Origin of the sequence: Ascidiimonas aurantiaca (assembly GCF_037646345.1) — a bacterium.
Classification (GTDB): Bacteria; Bacteroidota; Bacteroidia; order Flavobacteriales; family Flavobacteriaceae; genus Ascidiimonas; species Ascidiimonas aurantiaca.
The window spans coordinates 205035-222238 of sequence record NZ_JBBEWR010000002.1 but is presented as its reverse complement, the minus strand read 5'-3'; the positions used below and the strand labels follow the sequence as shown (position 1 = coordinate 222238).

Below are 17204 nucleotides of genomic sequence, written 5' to 3'. Positions count from 1 at the left end.
AGACTTCAATAAAGGCATTTTGTTACAATATCTCTTTATTTACCACATATACCTGCCTGAAAATACACAGGTAAAAGCACTTTGCCTGTAACACTGAAAGAGAATATGTTACTTCATTTTATAGTTGGAAGACCTGGCCTTCTTCTGCAAATTTAAATCCCTGTGCCTCCCATTGTTTTCGATAATGGTTTTGTGGAAACCATGCGGGATTGGAGTGGTTAAAATGAATAAAAACCACCTTAGCCTTTACACTTCGGGGTTCCTTTTCCAGAAGAGCAACCGTTTCCTGAATATACGGATGCGGTACTTCACTCATAGGGCGGTTTATTTCATTTTCAGACATAAAAGTAGCATCCAGAAATGCGTAATCAACCTTTCGTATTTCCTCTACAATATCACGCTCCCATAAATGCCATTTATTGATATCCGGTATAAAGAGTGCCGATTTTTCCGGGCCTTCTATTCGGTATCCCACTGTTTCCGAATACTCATCTCTATGTGGTACAAGGAAAGGAGTTACTTTCAGGCTCTTGTTTAAGTGCACCGTACTATCGGCCTGTAAAGGTTGTAATGCCAGGTTTTGAAGCGTTACCATCTGGCTCCAGGGGCCATTATTTTCCAGAAAATGTTTCATTACGGGCATAACATACGTATGTATGCCCCTGGCATTCATGGCTTCTTTTCCAAAATACATGAGTCCGGTATAATGACCAATATGCGCGTGCGTAAGAAATACACCATCAATTATCTGTTCTGATGTTTTTACATGTTTTTCAAGATCATAAAGTTGCTGCGGCATATCTGGTGTCGCTTCAAAAAGCCACTTTTTACCGGCCTCTTTATCAATAAGCCCCAGGCTTACCACTCTGCCTTTGGTCAAAGTACCTTCAGCTACCGCTTCAAATTCATTAGAATGATCAATATGTGGAAAACCGGCATCCTGAAGCGTACCTAAAACTACCAGATATTGTGCATAAGACACCTTCTCCGGCTCTTTGTCACTTTGGCATGACAGCAAAATAGTACAAATAATAAATGCATAAAATATATTTTTAAACATAAAAGTTTAAATTTGGGATCGTTGCCGTAACCATAAATATACTGTTTATCATGAAAAAAACCGTGGCCTTATGTTGTTTTCTTGTTCTTACTTCCTGTGCAGAATTACAACAGGTAGTCAATCAGTTACCCGGTACAGGAGCTCCTAGCCCGAACGAAATAGCTTTAGGCCTTAGGCAGGCGCTGCAATTTGGTATTGACAAACAAGTGAGCAAACTAACTTCTAAAGACGGTTTTTTTAAGAATGAACTGGTAAAAATAGTATTGCCCGATGAACTGCAGAAAGTGGACAAGGCCCTTAGAGATATAGGGCTTGGCAGCCTCGCCGATGATGGGCTTAAACTACTTAACAGAGCCGCTGAAGATGCTGTAAAAGAAGCTACCCCCATTTTTGTAGATGCCGTAAAGGGAATTACTTTTATCGATGCCCGCGATATACTTCTGGGTCAGGACAATGCAGCAACCCTGTACCTTTCCCAACGTACAGAAACAGCCCTTTATAATAAATTTAACCCCATAATCCAATCTTCACTTGACAAAGTAGGGGCCAATGATATATGGAAAACCATCATACAAAAATATAATACCCTCCCTTTTACAAACAATGTGAATCCCAACCTCACCGATTATGTGACTACAGAAGCCTTGAAAGGAGTATATACTATGATCGCAGTTGAGGAAAAAGAAATACGGAATAAAGTATCTGCCAGAACAACCGACCTTCTGAGAAAAGTATTTGCCTTACAGGACAAAAATTTTTAACGTATGTATAAAATAGCAGTTGCCGGCCCTATACCCAGAGACACGATCATTACCCACAGAGGAGAAGTTATTGAGAAGTATGGCTGCGTAACACATCCTGTAATTGCCCTGGCTAAACTGCTTGAAAATGAAGGCGAAGTATATCCTATATCTCATATTTGCAAAGAAGATCTGCAACCTGTAACCGGTGTTTTTAGCCCGTATGCCAACATACGTACACAGGGCCTCTACACTAAACATGACCAGGGTACCATTATTGAATTAAAGTTTCTCGATCAAAACAACCGGCAGGAAAAACAGATTGCCAAAATGCACACTATTGAACCGGACGATGTAAAACCCTTTCTAGATGCAGATGCTTTTGTTTTTGTGCCTATAACCAATTTTGAAGTAAGGCCCGAAACACTTGAATATATTAAATCTCATTCAGACAGTATGGTTATTTTTGACGCTCACGGCCCTACTACGCTGTTAGATACTAATGGTAACCGGCACCGGAGATACTGGGCCGACAAAGATGAATGGCTGCCTTATATAGATGTTCTTAAAATGAACCTTGAGGAGTCTGTTTGTTGCTGGTTTGATCGCGACTATCAACAATTGGGAGAAGCCATTTTTAAAGAAACCCAACTAGACCACCTGGAGGCCTTCGCCTCTTATGTTTTAGAAAAAGGCGTTTCTGTAGTATATATTACTCTGGATTCCAGAGGTGCTAAGGTATATACTAAAAATGAACAGACCCTTAATGAATTTCATGTCCCATCGGTAAAAGTAGATCATGTGGTAGATACCACTGGTTGTGGTGATTCTTTTGCAGGAGGCCTTGCCTATGGCCTTACTGTACATAAAGATATTGTAAAGGCCGCTCAATATGCAAATGTCCTGGGCGCCCTGCGCACCCAAGGGAAAACTTTTGATGTTTTCAAAAACCGGGATGAAACCAATGAGATCCTTAAGCGAACTTACTCCTGAGTGCGGCGGTAAATACCCTCAAAAACTACTTTCCACACAGCACCTTCATCTGTAGATGTTTCCCAAAGTTGACGAACTGTTCCGTCGGTACCGGGAGTCCAGGTAACCCTGTTTATAAGATCATAGCCTTCCTTTTGTGGTATAGGGTCACTAAGCAGTACCATGGCTCCATTTTCCAAGCCCCCTTTAAGATGTAAACTTTGCCCGCTGTTATCAATCCACAATTGCTCCCATTCATCCGTTTGTGAGTTATAAAAATTGTAACTGGTACCCGTATATCCCGCACGGGCACTTACCCAGTTTTCCCGAACAATGCAGTTACCCTGTATTTTATCAATTGTATTAGTACCCAGGAACGTTCCCTCAGCATCTGCCACTTGCCAATCTCCCAGCCAGAAATCAAACGATCTATGGGATTCCGAGCAACAGTTACAAGCAGTATTTTGCCCGTTTACAAAAGAAATAACTAGCAAAAAGATGCAAAAAAGAAGTGTTTTAAAAGATTCCATGACCGTTTTTCACTTAAAGAAAAGTTAAATATACAATAAAAGGAGTTTATGACCTCGAACTTAAAAAAAAGCGCTAAGCTTCAGAAATATATGGTTTTACAGTATTTTTTATGTGGTTTTTGTATTGATCCGTGCAGGTAAACTATTATCGGGAATTACTGCTCAAAGGTAAAAGTGCTTCGGCAAGGCTCTTTTTTTCGTAATTTAACATAACGCTGATTCATGAGAAATGAGAACATTTTATACTATACATATTGGCATATTTACAGTTATTTTTCTAGGTGTTGTTCACAGTACGTTGGCATGGTCAAACCCTTATTTCAATACTTCAGATAAAGACTCTTTGATGTATGCTGCCAGTTATCATTTCTCTGTTAAAAATTATGAAAAAGCTATTTATTACTATGAAAAGGCACTGGGTGACAACTATTCCGACTCCATGACCTTCTATCTCAGAATTGCGATGTCTCATGCAGGGCTTGGCAATGGAGAAAAAACGGTGCTGGCCTTACAAAACTATCTCAACCTGAAGTACGATCCGCATGTTATGGATCATCATGCATTTGACAATATAAGAGAGACCAAAGCTTTTAAAACATTTTATAAGAGATACATTCCTAAAATAAATGGCTGGATCGTTTTTTATTTCTATTCAGGGCTTATTGGCATTTTTATAGCACTGATCATTAACCTTAAAAAAAACAAAGATTACCTGGCCAATCTATTAATTAGTATTTTCATATTACTGCATTCTTTATTCATTATTAATGTATCCCTGTACCTGAGTAATTACACCTATTATATACCACATACTCTATATTTAACCGCTACATTTTCATTTTTATACGGCCCTTTGTTGTTTTTCTATTTCAAACGGGTTACCCAACAATATCATTTTAAGCTGATAGACCTTTTACACCTGCTCCCTTCTATTGTTCTTTCTATTTATATATTACCCATCTATCTGCTTTCGTCTGAAGAAAAACTGCATATGATGATAAATAGGGATACTCTCATGTTTCCATTTATGGTCACGGTGGTTATTCTAAAAATACTGTCTCTTTCCATATATGGTTTTCTTGTATATAGAATATATGTAAAGGCAAAACATAAAAAGCATGAAGCGCCCGTAAAAAAGTGGCAAAGAAATATAGTGATCTTTAATGTGAGTTACATTTTTGCCTATCTCATTTATGGCCTTATTCTTATGAAGATCATAAAAATAGATTTTCTTATTCATCCTCAGATCATACTTATGTCTATGTTAGTTTTATATGTAGGTTTTTCTGCCTATGCACGCCCGGAAGTATTTAATATGCCTATGCCCGCTCATGAAGATCCCAAATACCGGAAATCTGGACTTACGGAAAGATTTTCTATAGAACTAAAAGAACAATTAGTACATCTTTTTGAAGCAGAGAAAATTTTTAAAGACAGCTCCATAAGCCTGGATTCTGTTTCAGAGCGCTTAGGCACTACCAGACATAATACTTCACAGGTAATTAATGAGCATTTTAATATGAACTTTTTTGAACTGGTAAATACCTTTAGAATTGAGGAAGCCATAGAAATGCTTAAAAACGATTCCCACCGTAATCTTCATATCATAGATGTAGCTTATGAAGTAGGTTTTAACAACAAAGTCACCTTCAACAAAGCATTTAAAAAGGAAACACAGCTCACTCCTACCCAATTCCTTAAAACCTTCGAAAAGCAGGTACACGTAAATTACAGGTAAGCATGTATCGGCAGGGGAAACGTTTATAAGGCATTCCCTTAAAACCGTTTATAATGGGTTCTTTTACTAAGCAGTCCGGTAAGAAAAGGCAGCGTTCGTAGTTGAAAAAAACCCATTAACTCCACTAAACTTTTGGGCTCATTTTTCGAAATAATTAATTTGAATTAGCAAACCAGTCTTTACTTCCTGCCTTTCTTCCACTGCATCATATCATAAGAATTAACCAAAGAAAGACAAGATATGAAAGCAAAAAACTACTTAACCCTGTTGCTATATATAATGGGAATAGCGACAGTTGTTGCACAGCAGAGAACCATCACGGGGCAAGTTACCGATCAGGAAGGCTTACCGCTTCCGGGAGTAAATGTATTGGTGAAAAATACAACTCTGGGTGTGCAAACCGATTTTGACGGGAATTACTCCATAACTACCGATTCGGGAAATATCCTCGTTTTTAGTTTCATTGGTTTTAGAACCACAGAACAAACCGTAGGTTCAGAATTAGTGATCAATGTTGTACTACAACCCGAAGTATCAGAACTGGATGAAGTTGTTCTGGTAGGTTTTGGTAAACAAACCAAAAGAAAAGTAACCGACAATATTGCCTCTCTCTCATCAGAACAAATTAACAATGTACCTACCCCCAGCCTGCAAAGTGCCCTTACAGGTAAGGCAGCCGGGGTTCGAATCACCCAGATAAACGGTAAAGTAGAAGGAGGCGTAAAAGTGAGGGTTCGTGGGGTTGCTACCATTTCATCATCTCAGGAACCTCTGTATGTGGTAGATGGCATTCCAATTAACAATACCGATGAATCTATTAATGATTCTCCCATTAACCCCCTGGTAACTATTAATCCTAATGACATCGAGTCTATTGACATTTTAAAAGATGCATCTGCAGCAGCTATTTACGGGGCACGAGGCACCAACGGCGTAGTTATTATCAAAACCAAACAAGGTAAAGCCGGAAGAACCCGAATATCGTTAAACACATCATACGGATGGAGTACCGCCACCAACAAAAGAGACTGGTTAAATGCTGAAGAATATGCAGAACTTTTTACAGAAGCTGCCCTTAATTCAGGGTTCTCACAGGCAGGTATAGAAGGACAATTTGATTTTTATGCCAACGGGCTTGACTGGAGAAACGGTGAAGTAGATACCGACTGGCAGGACCTCGCACTGGTTAACGGCTCAATTCAGGATGTAAATTTCAATATTTCAGGAGGAAATGAAAAAACGCTCTTTTTCCTATCTACTGCATACAATCGCACTGATGGTATTGTGAGGGGAAATGTGTTGGAAAGATATAATGTACGTTCCAATATAGACCATACCATCTCCGAGAAATTCAAAGCAGGGCTTAACGTGAACATCTCAAAATCAAAAATAGATCGTATTGCCAATGATAATGCCTTTTCAACACCCATGCAGGCAGTGGCACAGGTTCCGCTTTCTCCGGCATATCTGGAAGATGGTATTACTCCCAATAACCAAACTACCGAGTACTTTAACTTCCTTATGGAGCAATTTAATGGTAATTTCCAAACCAATATCTGGCGTATTCTGGCCAACTCGTACCTCCAATATCAAATTACACCAGCCCTTGATTTCAGAACCGAACTGGGGTATGATTATACTTCACAGGTAGCTGAAAGATTTTCGGGAAGTCTTACGGAATTTGCCTCAATAGGCGGACTGGGCACCGCCAATGCCGTAAATACAGAAAAATACAACCTAAACAATTATTTCACATATAATAAACTCATTAACGATATCTATGATCTGGAACTTACCGTGGGTATGAGCTTTGAAGAAAGTAACCGGCGGTTACAACTCGTTCAGGGGCAGGGTTTTCCTTCAGATGAACTGCAAACCATAAGCAGTGCTTCTGAAATAATTGTTGGAAGTTCGGGAAGAAGCCGGTTTAATTTCCTCTCCTATTTTGGAAGAGCCACACTCTTTATAAATAACAAATACCTGCTTAAAGGTAGTGTTCGTTATGACGGTTCTTCCCGTTTTGGTGAAGATAACCGCTATGGATGGTTCCCGGCAGCATCAGCCGGATGGATACTTTCAGAAGAAGATTTTATAAAAGATTCAGATATCATAACCTTATTAAAACTGAGGGCGAGTTGGGGAATAACCGGTAACGCAGAAATTGGAGATTTTGCCAGTTTAAGCCTGTTTCAGGTGGCACCTTACAATCAGCGTGCCGGTCTGGCCCCAACGCAATTAGGGGATCCCAGCCTGCAATGGGAACGAACCTCTCAATATGATTTTGGGATAGACTTTGGTTTTGCCAACAATCGTATCACCGGAGAGCTCGATTATTTTGTTAAAAACACAGATGAGTTGCTTTTGGATGAGCCTATTCCGGGCACAAATGGCTTCACCATCATAACCCGTAATGTAGGTGAACTAAGAAACCAGGGGGTCGAATTCGTATTGAACACCAAAAATATTATAAACGATAACTTTAGCTGGAACTCTTCCATAAATATCTCCACACTCAAAAATGAAATAACAGATCTTCCCGGAGGGGATATTATACAAAACAGGAACATCGTTAGAGAAGGTGAAACCATTTCTTCCTTTTACCTCGTTGAGTATGCAGGTGTGAATCCGGACAATGGAGATGCTTTATTTGTAAGGAATACCAGAAACGCCGATGGCAGTCTGGATCGTTCGCTCACATCTGATTTTAGTGAAGCCGAACGTATCATTGCCGGTTCTCCTTTTCCCGATGTGATTGCCGGACTTACCAACACCATGAATTACAAAGGTTTTGATTTTTCGTTTACACTGCAGGGTGAATGGGGTGCCTCCATTTATAACGATGCAGGCCGTTTTCAGTCTGGTAATGCGCGATTTTTTGATAATCAAACAGCCGATCAGTTAAACAGGTGGCAACAACCCGGCGATATTACCAATGTACCGCAAGCAAGGCTTTTTCAAACTAACGGACAACAAGCATCCACACGGTATCTCGACGGATCCGATTTTGTTCGTCTTCGAAACCTTACATTGGGATATACCTTACCGGATGATATATCAAAAAAATTCTTTGTACAACGATTACGGGTGTACTTCACCGGATTTAACCTTCTCACAATTACCAATTTTGACGGAGGGTACGATCCGGAATCTACCGCAGATTTTAACGGGGACAGCAATATTGAAGTAGGGCTTGATTTTTATTCGGCACCTCCCGCTAAAACCTATACTCTTGGATTAAGTATTGAATTTTAAAATTGTACATCATGAAAAAACATATATATCATAAACTATTTACAAGCATATCCCTGTTTATTATCACTGCATGTGCAGATAATCTGGATGTACGTCCCGAAGAAGGGCTGCTTCCGGGAGCCGTAGTCAGTTCAGCTGCCAACCTTCGAAGCATCCTTATTGGTGCTTATGATGAGGCAGGCCAGATATCCTCGTATGGCGGTGATATTAATCTCGCAGTTGAACTTATTGCCAATACCGGTGAACTGAGATGGAACGGAACTTTTGAAGAACCTGCTCAATTTAATGAAAAAGCCATAGTAGCCGATAATTTCTTTGTTCGTGATTATTGGCTTAACGGTTTTGAAGTAAACAATCAGGTAAATATTGTACTGGCTAATCTGGACAGATTTGAAGATGCCACAGAGCGTGACCGTATGGAGGGAGAGTCTAAATTTCTACGCGGACTTATCATGTTTGATCTTGCACGTCTCTTTGGGCAGCCTTTTAAAACAGGACAACAAAATAGTGGCCCTGCCATTCCCATAGTCCTCGATCCGGTAATAACAACCGGGTCAGTAACCTTTCCCTCCAGAAATACTATTGATGAAGTATATCAACAAGCTATTCAGGATCTCAACGATGCCTATGCCCTGCTCCCGGCCTCCAATAGCTTTTTTGCAGATCGTTATGCCGCACAGGCCCTTCTGGCCCGATTATATTTACAACAAGGCAACTATGCCGCTGCCAGAGACGCTGCCAATGATGTTCTCACCAATAGCGGTCATATCCTCGCTACCTCTTTTGAAGAGGCCTTTAACAACGATTCAGACAGCCCCGAAGATATATTTACCTGGCAAAAAAACAGTCAGGATGGAGTGAACAGTATTAATAATATGAACACTTACTGGTCAGGCCAGGTATTTGGAGGACGTGCAGGAAACCCGGATGTATCTGTTGAGCCCCTTCACTTTGATATTTATGATGATCCTGATGACGAACGTCGTAGTTTTTTCTATGAGAACCCTGGAGGAACTGCCACCACCAAATGGCAGTCTCAGTTTGCTAATATTCCTTTTTTGCGCATAGCTGAAATGCACCTCATTCGGGCCGAGTGTAATTTTCGATTAGGGTCTGCTCTCGGACTTGACCCCCTAATTGAGATTAATGCATTACGCGGTCGTTCAGGAGCTGCACCGCTTATAACCTTAGATCTGAACATTATTTTGCTGGAGCGAAGACGTGAACTCTCATTTGAAGGCTTTACCTTACACGACATAAAAAGGACGCAGGGAACTGTTGGGAGCCTTGCTTACGATGATAACAGACTGGTGTTACCCATACCACAAAGGGAGTTGGATGCCAACCCTAACCTAATACCCAATTAACACCAGTAACAGCACTCAAAATAAAAATTAAAGCGCTGACATTCAATTTGTAACATTTAACTAAATTAATGAATTGCTAATACTGAGTTAACATGTCAATGGAATAATAATCAGACTTTTGCATCGTATTTAATACTTTGATCGAAATTGTTTTGAGTTAGCTGTTAAAAACCGATTCTGAAAAGAATTGGTTTTTTTATTATACCCCTTTCATAAAATGAAGTGCCTGCTGATTGAATATTTGTGGTTGCTCTACATTAACAACATGCCCGCAGGATTCAAAAACATATAAGCTGGAAAAACGATGTGCCTTTACCACCTGGCGAACAGCCGGCAAAAACATATAATCTTCTTCGCCCATTAAATAAAAAGTAGGGATACATACTTCTTCAGCTCTGAAAAAACGCAGTAAAGGGTTGATCTCAGAAGTAAGTTTGAACCATCTGATAAATTCTTTTTGATACAGTTTTTTGGCCTCCCCTATAAAAAGTAAGCGCGATTCTCTGTGATTTTTATTAGGCATAATGATAAACGCAAAAAACCGGTAAAGCCACAAATACGGTACTACCGATTTGAAGATAACCCCTATTCGCATTAATACCTGAGACCGTACATTAAGTTTCATAATAGCTCCACCCATTACCATGCTCTTCACTTTTTGAGGATACATCTCGGCCACCTGACGAATAAGTATGGTACCCAGAGAAATGCCTACAAAATGGGAAGACGCAATTTTCTCATGATCTAATACTTCTACAATATCGTTGGCAATAGACTCAAAAGTATAGCGCTTTTTGAAAGTATCCTGTAAATTTTTTGAATCGCCATGGCCACGAAGATCCAATAGTAAAACATTAAAATGCTTTCTAAATTCACGTACCTGTTTGTACCATATAGAAGAACTTCCTCCTGCACCATGTACAAAAGTTACCCAGTTTTCTGAAGCCGCATGTTGATAAATCGTGTAATTAAGCAAATGGCAACCTTTATCATTTAATTACGAATGTAATAAACTAATTTCATGAATTGAACCGGAAATACACTTTTTTTGAATTTGTACATCTATTCCTTATCAATTTCGGTAAGCTCTTTATGCAATTGTTTAAAATATGTAAATGCTTTTAACAATCTGGAACCGTACCAACTAAAAAACTCACCATCTACCAGGACCATACGGGCCTTTTTTATATGTGTTTGTAACAGAGGTAACTGCTTTTCTGTAAACGGGAACGGCTCAGATGAAAGAAATAGATAATCAGGTGCATATTCTTCTTCCAGGGTTTCTATCTGTACTTCCGGATATCTGGATGCATCCTTGTATATATTTACAAAATGATTGATCTCCAGTAAATAATTGATAAAAGTATTATTACCGGCTACCATCCAGGGATCTTTCCATATAAAATATGCTACTTTTTTAGAAGGCAGGTTTTGTATCTCTTGTAAAAAGTTATTTTTCTCAGTAGTTATATTCTGTGCAAGAGCATGCGCTTCCTCCTTTCTGTTAAAAAGGGTGCCGTACTGTAAGATCACTTCAATACAATCATCAATATCAACTATATCTGATACATGAACCGGGGCTATTTTTTCCAGTTCCTGCACCATTTCTAATGTGTTTTCTTCTTTATTACATAAAATAATATCTGGTTCAAGTGCCGCCACTTTATGATAATGTACCTGTTTGGTACCGCCCACTACTTTCTTTTCCTTTCGTATATGAGCCGGGTGTACACAAAATTTAGTAACTCCCACAAGTTCACTTTCCAGTTGTAATTCACATAACAGTTCTGTTAGAGAAGGTACCAGAGAAACAATTCGTTCTGGTATTTCTTTAAAGGAAAGCTCTCTTCCGGTTTGATCTGTAAGTGTGATCACTTTTCTAATTTAACCGTGAGTATTTGGTCCATAAGAATTTGTAGTTCCCGGGCTTTATTAGCTGCAGCCTGAGCAAAATCAGTGCCGGAAGATGCATAAATAATACCTCTGGAAGAATTTACCAACAGGCCCACCTGTTCATTCATACCATACTTTGCCACTTCTTCCAGGCTGCCTCCCTGAGCACCCACTCCGGGCACCAATAAAAAACTTTCCGGTATAAGGGCGCGTATTTCTTTTAAACGGTTGGCTTGGGTAGCGCCTACTACATACATAAGGTTCTCACTATTGGTCCATTCCCTTGAAGTACGGATCACCTTTTTGTATAGGCTATGTTCTTCATCTATTTGAAAATCAGAGGCTCCCAAATTAGAAGTAAGTGCCAGTAAAATAGTATGCCTGTTGTGAAAAGCTAGAAATGGTTCAACCGAGTCTTTGCCCATATATGGGGCGACCGTTACGGCATCACACTGTAACTCTTCAAAAAAAGCACGGGCATACATCCCGCTGGTATTACCAATATCACCCCTTTTGGCATCGGCTATAATAAAAATCTCGGGGTGCTTGAGGTTTATATACTCCACCGTTTTTTGCAGAGACTCCCACCCTTTTACACCGTATGCTTCATAAAAGGCCGTATTGGGTTTATACGCTACTGCCAGGTGGTGTGTTGCCTCTATAATAGCTTTGTTAAACTCAAAAATAGGATCTTCTTTTTCCTGTAAATGAACGGGGAGTTTATTGATATCTACATCCAGCCCTATACATAAAAACGATCTTTTACGCAATATCTCTTCGGTAAGCTGTTTCGTGGTCATAGCGTTATTATTGTATTTAAAAAAAGAGGTGTTATAAAAAAGCCCTGAAACTTCAGGGCCTTTTCCATTTTTATATTATTTCGTTGGCTTCTTTAAGCTTTTCGGTATTCTCTGCCATTTTGAGTTCGTCAATTACTTTTTCAAGATCTCCGTTAATAATATTATCGAGATCATACAGCGTGAGCCCGATTCGATGATCGGTCACCCTACTTTGCGGATAGTTGTAAGTCCTGATCTTTGCACTTCGGTCTCCAGAGCTTACCATACTTTTTCTTCGGGCGGAATCTGCTTCCTGCTTCTTGGCAAGTTCCTTTTCATATAATCTTGAGCGCAATACTTTAATAGCCTTTTCCAGATTTTTATGTTGTGACTTTTCATCTTGACAACGGGCTTCTACTCCTGTTGGAATATGTATAAGATGAATGGCAGAGTAGGTCGTGTTTACACTTTGCCCTCCCGGCCCGGTAGAAGTAGTTCGTATTACTTTAACTTCATTCATGTCTAACTGAACGTCAAACTCTTCTGCTTCCGGAAGTACCATAACCGTAGCTGCCGAGGTATGTACACGTCCCTGGGTCTCTGTTTGCGGTACACGCTGTACGCGATGCACACCGGCTTCAAACTTAAGGGTGCCATATACATCTTCTCCCTCAATGTTGAAAATGATCTCTTTAAAACCTCCCGAGGTCCCTTCACTAAATGAGATCGTTGAAGTGCGCCACCCTTTAGACTCACAGTATTTTGAGTACATTCTGTACAGATCTCCCGCAAATATACTGGCTTCATCACCACCGGTTCCTGCGCGTATTTCCATAACGGCATTCTTGGTATCTTCCGGCTCTTTGGGAATAAGTAAGTATTTAATCTCTTCTTCAAGAGGTTCCAAAGCTCCCTGTGCTTCTTCTAACTGCATTTTAGCCATTTCTACCATTTCGGCATCACTGCCATCGGCTATGATCTCTTTAGCTTCTTCGAGGTTATCCAGCAGGGTTTTATATTCTTCCCGTTTTTCTACAAGTTCCTTAAGGTCTTTATATTCTTTATTTAGCTGCACATAGCGCTTTTGATCGGCTATGACATCTGGTTGAATAATAAGATCAGATACTTCATCAAATCTTTGCTTTACAATATTAAGCTTATCTAACATATTCTTTCTGCAAATTAAAGCCCTCAAGGGCGGCTGCAAAGTTAAGATTTTTTAGCATATTTTAATGAGATCTGTATTCGTTTCATTATCTTTTTACAGGAAGTAATCCTGTAATTATGAATTTGTTTTAGGGTATTTTACCGGGTTGTGAACCGGCTAAAAAAACACCGGCTGTTAATTGCCTATAAATCTCATGCCGAAGGAAAGTATATTGGCTGTAAGGCCATCACTACGGTCGTAATGATTAAACCGAAGGTCAATACTTTTGAGCCCCAATTTCCAAATACGGGCCCTGGTAAAAATATCTTTGTAGGTGATACCGGCCCCATATTGATGGGCATCGTACCCCGAAAGATCATAATCGGAAGTATAGAAGTCCATGGTTGACAGTGCCTGTTCTTTTTCGTAAAAATAATCGGCAGCGGTTTGGTGATAGTAACGGTACATAGGATACACGGTAAACCGATCATTTAACTTAACAGGAACTTCTATGTTTAAAGTATGTGAGGTGATTCCCCAATCATCGAGATAATACCTGTAATAATTGCGAATCACTATGCGCTCATTTACATAATAGTTCAGCCTGCCACCAAGAGGTACTTTAAAACGGGTATCGGGCAGTCTTTCCACATCATCGGCTAATTGAAATTCCTGAATAAAAAAATCATTTACATCACCAAAATAAACTCTTTGGTGCGGGGTGGACAGCAGGCCCTCCTGAAGTACCAGGTCAAAAAACAAGGATGCCTGTAGTTTTTTGGTCATGATCTGTGAAAAGCTAAAAGAAAGGGAATACGAGTTTCTCCTTTCGTTGTCAAATGCATTAAAAACCGGAGCGTATGTACCATTTCCGGTAATACGATCATCAAAAAAACCTTCACGTAACTCTATGGGATATTGCGGGTTCCAGGTATCAAAGAATACCTGGGCACTTACTCCAAGCTCTGTGTTTTTTTCATTGAAAAGACGTGTATAACTTCCTCCAAACCCAACGGAAAAATAATCGTATTCGGCAGCAATGTTCACATTGGCCGTTAGCACATGATTCCTGTCATCAGAACTGTATGATAAGGAAGGATTAAAATAGGCCCATACATCACTTCGGGAAGCACCGGACGATTCTATAAACGGGTCTGCCCGGTTAGTCCCGTCAAAAGGATTAATATTACTGGATGATGCAGAGGTGTACGCAGATATACCAGTATCAAACGTAAGTACATGGTCATCACTCAATGGTACACTTACAATTATAGTTGGTGTTACATCAGTAAGTTCTTCACTTCCTTCACCTCCGGTTACGGCTGCATGTACCCCATCCTGCTCATAATAACTGAAAAGCAGGTCTATTTCGGCAGTTTCCAGCACCTTCTGTTTATAGGAGGTATTGGTTTCCTGGGCCCAAACCATACACAAACTTCCCATAAAACACAAAAAGAACATGTGTTTTCGCATGAAAATCAACTTTTTAAGAGAATCATTAATTACAACCGCATCCACCTCCGGTTTTACCTCCGTTGGCCCCTGCGGCTGCCTCTCTGTAAATATGAAAATTGGTTTCAAAGCGTTCAATTGATCTGGCAGCTAATATCATTTCTTCATCGTTAATATATACCTTTTCATATTCTCTAACGGCTACACAAGAGGTTAGAGAAAAAAAGGCTAGAACAATCATTAGTATTTTTTTCATGGGTTGGCTGGATTTAGTTGGATATTTTTAGAGGTGTGTATTTTATTGTTTTCATCTACCAGTACACATTCTATACCGGGCAATTGATCTATCATATGAATACCACTCTGGGTGCCCATGATAAAAATGGCTGTGGCCAGTGCATCACATAATTCGGCACTTTTGGCAAAAACAGTGACGCTTACCAGCCCTGAAGCAGGATATCCGGTTCTGGGGTCTATGATATGCGTATATTTCTTTCCGTTCAAAACTACGTATTTTTCATAGTTGCCAGAAGTAGCAACGGCTGCTTCTACTACGGGAAACCAGGAAAATACTTTATTCTGATTAAGCGGGTTGGTAATGCCTACCTTCCACTCGGTACCGTCTGGCTGGTAACCCCAGGTAGTAAGGTCTCCTGAAGCATTTATTATACCTGCCGGTATTCCCATTTCTTTCATTAGGGTTCTCACCTTATCGGCCGCATAGCCTTTCCCTATAGCCCCAAAACCAATTTTCATTCCCGGGAGCTTTAAAAAAACGGTTTGTTCATCGGTATTCAAAACAATGTTTTTATAGCCTACTTTTTCAACAGATGCCTTAATACTTTCTTCGGAGGGCATTTGTGTCATGCGTCCGTCAAAATACCAGACTTTATCAATAGAGGCAAAAGAAATATCGAAAGCGCCCCCGGTAACAGCAGATACCTGCAGGCTTCTCTGTATGAGCTCAAATAATTCTTTGGATACTTTTACGGGTTGTATGCCCGCGTTGCGGTTAATTTGAGAAGTTTCCGAATTGGCATCCCAGGAAGAAATGCATTTTTCTATACGCTGTATTTCTGCAATCGCTTTATTAACAGCATCCCGGGCCCGTACTTCAGATCCAGCCGCGATCGTAATATCGAAGCGGCTTCCCATAAGTTTTACAGTACGCTTTTCTGTTACCTGTGCACTTATGAAAAACCATGAGCACAGAAAGAAAAGAAATACCAAGATCTTTTTTTTCAACTTTCAAATGATTTAAGTAGCTCTATAAGTGTTTCAGGTGACATTTTCCTTTCAAAACCGGTAGTACCCAGTACTTTTCCTTTTGCATTAAGAACTACTACCAGAGGGATATACCCTTTACGATTATATTTACGAGCCAGCTTATTATTTTGTTCCTGTAGTTCTTTTGAGAGCTGATTGGCTTTCTTTTTAGGAAAATCAACTTTGAGCATTATTAAATTATCAGAGGCATACTCCTTAAAAGTTTCGGTCTGCCAGATCTTTTTATCCATAAGAATACAGGGGCCACACCAGTCTGACCCCGAAAAAACCATGACAATAGGTTGCTCTTTCTCTTTAGCCAGTGCTATTGCCGTGTCGTAATTGTCAACCCACTCCTGAGAGGTGCATACCAGCGGCAGAAGTACTATCCAAAATAAGAAAACATATTTTGTAAATCGTTGCATAGTATAAAGATACATTTTTTGTTCTCTAATCGGGTTCTTGTTTTGATATTATGAAAAAACCCTGAGAATGTTTCCGTTCAAAGAGGTATTATACACAACAAGCCCACCGCTGCCAAATGAGTTTAACCCTGTTCCCGACTGACTAAACCGTGCTCCGTGCACGGGACAGAAAAACTCATTATCCTGAAAGATCACCCGCCGGTTTCCCTCATGGCTACATCTGCGGGTTGCCGCTACAAACTCACCATTGAGGTTACGGGCTACTACAACCCCGGTATTGTCATTTATCTCCGGTTTAATAATAAAGCCACCATTATTTTGTAGGGCATCTGCTTCCGGAGAAGTAAGATCTACCGTAAAGTCCACTTCCCCCGTAGTATCTACAGGGCCATCAGGCCCACTGTCTCCTCCCGAGCATCCCTGAACGCAGGGGAGCACCAACGCCAAAGCAGCCCCAGCTCCAATTGATCTTAGAAATTCTTTTCTGTTCATACTCACAAATTACTTTATATAAAACGAAATAAAAAATACTTTCGTATTAACAAAAAGTAAATATACTAAGGAAATTACTCTCAAATAATGG

Annotated in this window: 16 protein-coding genes; 5 read left to right on the top strand and 11 right to left on the bottom strand. The window is 40.0% G+C overall.

Annotated features, from left to right (window positions below; translation table 11 throughout):
- Window positions 1-118: 118 nt before the first annotated feature.
- Window positions 119-1060 carry an MBL fold metallo-hydrolase gene (locus tag WAO84_RS03545; protein WP_340063661.1) on the bottom strand — a complete coding sequence of 314 codons (942 nt, stop codon included), beginning with the start codon at window positions 1058-1060 and terminating at the stop codon, window positions 119-121.
- A gap of 50 nt (window positions 1061-1110) precedes the next feature.
- Here WAO84_RS03545 and WAO84_RS03540 point away from each other — a divergent pair, with 50 nt between their 5' ends.
- Together WAO84_RS03540 and WAO84_RS03535 are read left to right on the top strand one after the other, a co-directional pair.
- Window positions 1111-1821: a DUF4197 domain-containing protein gene (locus WAO84_RS03540; RefSeq protein ID WP_340063659.1), complete on the top strand. Its 711-nt coding sequence runs from the start codon at window positions 1111-1113 to the stop codon at window positions 1819-1821.
- A gap of 3 nt (window positions 1822-1824) precedes the next feature.
- Complete coding sequence (locus WAO84_RS03535) at window positions 1825-2793, top strand: carbohydrate kinase family protein (protein ID WP_340063657.1); 969 nt, start codon at window positions 1825-1827, stop codon at window positions 2791-2793.
- Here WAO84_RS03535 and WAO84_RS03530 read toward each other — a convergent pair.
- A complete protein-coding gene (locus tag WAO84_RS03530; RefSeq protein WP_340063656.1) occupies window positions 2784-3302 on the bottom strand; it encodes a hypothetical protein in 519 nt (172 codons plus the stop codon). The two genes, WAO84_RS03535 and WAO84_RS03530, sit on opposite strands and share 10 nt — an antisense overlap.
- Window positions 3303-3531: 229 nt before the next feature.
- On the opposite strand from WAO84_RS03530, the gene WAO84_RS03525 reads away from it, so the two are divergent.
- From WAO84_RS03525 to WAO84_RS03515, 3 genes are all read left to right on the top strand, one after another.
- Window positions 3532-5040 (top strand): helix-turn-helix domain-containing protein, encoded by a 1509-nt coding sequence (locus WAO84_RS03525; protein ID WP_340063655.1) that lies wholly within the window; start codon window positions 3532-3534, stop codon window positions 5038-5040.
- Between the two features lie 240 nt (window positions 5041-5280).
- Entirely contained in the window at window positions 5281-8292 is a 3012-nt protein-coding gene (locus WAO84_RS03520; RefSeq protein ID WP_340063654.1) for a SusC/RagA family TonB-linked outer membrane protein, read from the top strand.
- Window positions 8293-8303: 11 nt separating this feature from the next.
- Window positions 8304-9659 carry a RagB/SusD family nutrient uptake outer membrane protein gene (locus tag WAO84_RS03515; protein ID WP_340063653.1) on the top strand — a complete coding sequence of 452 codons (1356 nt, stop codon included), beginning with the start codon at window positions 8304-8306 and terminating at the stop codon, window positions 9657-9659.
- A gap of 199 nt (window positions 9660-9858) precedes the next feature.
- Here the strand turns inward: WAO84_RS03515 and WAO84_RS03510 are convergent, their stop codons facing one another.
- From WAO84_RS03510 to WAO84_RS03470, 9 genes are all read right to left on the bottom strand, one after another.
- Window positions 9859-10635: an alpha/beta fold hydrolase gene (locus tag WAO84_RS03510; protein WP_340063652.1), complete on the bottom strand. Its 777-nt coding sequence runs from the start codon at window positions 10633-10635 to the stop codon at window positions 9859-9861.
- An 86-nt stretch (window positions 10636-10721) separates the two neighbouring features.
- Window positions 10722-11534, bottom strand: a complete 813-nt coding sequence (locus WAO84_RS03505; protein ID WP_340063651.1) for an ABC transporter substrate-binding protein — start codon at window positions 11532-11534, stop codon at window positions 10722-10724.
- Entirely contained in the window at window positions 11531-12352 is an 822-nt protein-coding gene (pyrF, locus tag WAO84_RS03500) for an orotidine-5'-phosphate decarboxylase (RefSeq protein WP_340063650.1), read from the bottom strand. Before pyrF ends, WAO84_RS03505 begins: the two co-directional genes overlap by 4 nt.
- 70 nt (window positions 12353-12422) lie before the next feature.
- Window positions 12423-13499 carry a peptide chain release factor 1 gene (gene prfA / locus WAO84_RS03495; RefSeq protein ID WP_340063649.1) on the bottom strand — a complete coding sequence of 359 codons (1077 nt, stop codon included), beginning with the start codon at window positions 13497-13499 and terminating at the stop codon, window positions 12423-12425.
- Between the two features lie 174 nt (window positions 13500-13673).
- Entirely contained in the window at window positions 13674-14951 is a 1278-nt protein-coding gene (locus WAO84_RS03490; RefSeq protein ID WP_340063648.1) for a DUF3570 domain-containing protein, read from the bottom strand.
- A gap of 25 nt (window positions 14952-14976) precedes the next feature.
- Window positions 14977-15186 (bottom strand): DUF4266 domain-containing protein, encoded by a 210-nt coding sequence (locus tag WAO84_RS03485; RefSeq protein ID WP_340063647.1) that lies wholly within the window; start codon window positions 15184-15186, stop codon window positions 14977-14979.
- Window positions 15183-16175, bottom strand: coding sequence for an FAD:protein FMN transferase (locus tag WAO84_RS03480; RefSeq protein ID WP_340063646.1), 993 nt, complete (start codon window positions 16173-16175; stop codon window positions 15183-15185). The genes WAO84_RS03485 and WAO84_RS03480 overlap by 4 nt, the downstream gene beginning before the upstream one ends.
- Complete coding sequence (locus tag WAO84_RS03475; protein WP_340063645.1) at window positions 16172-16621, bottom strand: thioredoxin family protein; 450 nt, start codon at window positions 16619-16621, stop codon at window positions 16172-16174. Before WAO84_RS03475 ends, WAO84_RS03480 begins: the two co-directional genes overlap by 4 nt.
- Before the next feature lie 48 nt (window positions 16622-16669).
- Entirely contained in the window at window positions 16670-17113 is a 444-nt protein-coding gene (locus WAO84_RS03470; RefSeq protein WP_340063644.1) for a Rieske (2Fe-2S) protein, read from the bottom strand.
- Window positions 17114-17204: the final 91 nt, after the last annotated feature.

Coding starts and splice junctions, on each gene's coding strand:
- WAO84_RS03545 (WP_340063661.1), bottom strand. CDS start 1,060: ATGTTTAAAAATATATTTTATGCATTTATTATTTGTACTATTTTGCTG.
- WAO84_RS03540 (WP_340063659.1), top strand. CDS start 1,111: ATGAAAAAAACCGTGGCCTTATGTTGTTTTCTTGTTCTTACTTCCTGT.
- WAO84_RS03535 (WP_340063657.1), top strand. CDS start 1,825: ATGTATAAAATAGCAGTTGCCGGCCCTATACCCAGAGACACGATCATT.
- WAO84_RS03530 (WP_340063656.1), bottom strand. CDS start 3,302: ATGGAATCTTTTAAAACACTTCTTTTTTGCATCTTTTTGCTAGTTATT.
- WAO84_RS03525 (WP_340063655.1), top strand. CDS start 3,532: ATGAGAACATTTTATACTATACATATTGGCATATTTACAGTTATTTTT.
- WAO84_RS03520 (WP_340063654.1), top strand. CDS start 5,281: ATGAAAGCAAAAAACTACTTAACCCTGTTGCTATATATAATGGGAATA.
- WAO84_RS03515 (WP_340063653.1), top strand. CDS start 8,304: ATGAAAAAACATATATATCATAAACTATTTACAAGCATATCCCTGTTT.
- pyrF (WP_340063650.1), bottom strand. CDS start 12,352: ATGACCACGAAACAGCTTACCGAAGAGATATTGCGTAAAAGATCGTTT.
- prfA (WP_340063649.1), bottom strand. CDS start 13,499: ATGTTAGATAAGCTTAATATTGTAAAGCAAAGATTTGATGAAGTATCT.
- WAO84_RS03490 (WP_340063648.1), bottom strand. CDS start 14,951: ATGCGAAAACACATGTTCTTTTTGTGTTTTATGGGAAGTTTGTGTATG.
- WAO84_RS03485 (WP_340063647.1), bottom strand. CDS start 15,186: ATGAAAAAAATACTAATGATTGTTCTAGCCTTTTTTTCTCTAACCTCT.
- WAO84_RS03475 (WP_340063645.1), bottom strand. CDS start 16,621: ATGCAACGATTTACAAAATATGTTTTCTTATTTTGGATAGTACTTCTG.
- WAO84_RS03470 (WP_340063644.1), bottom strand. CDS start 17,113: ATGAACAGAAAAGAATTTCTAAGATCAATTGGAGCTGGGGCTGCTTTG.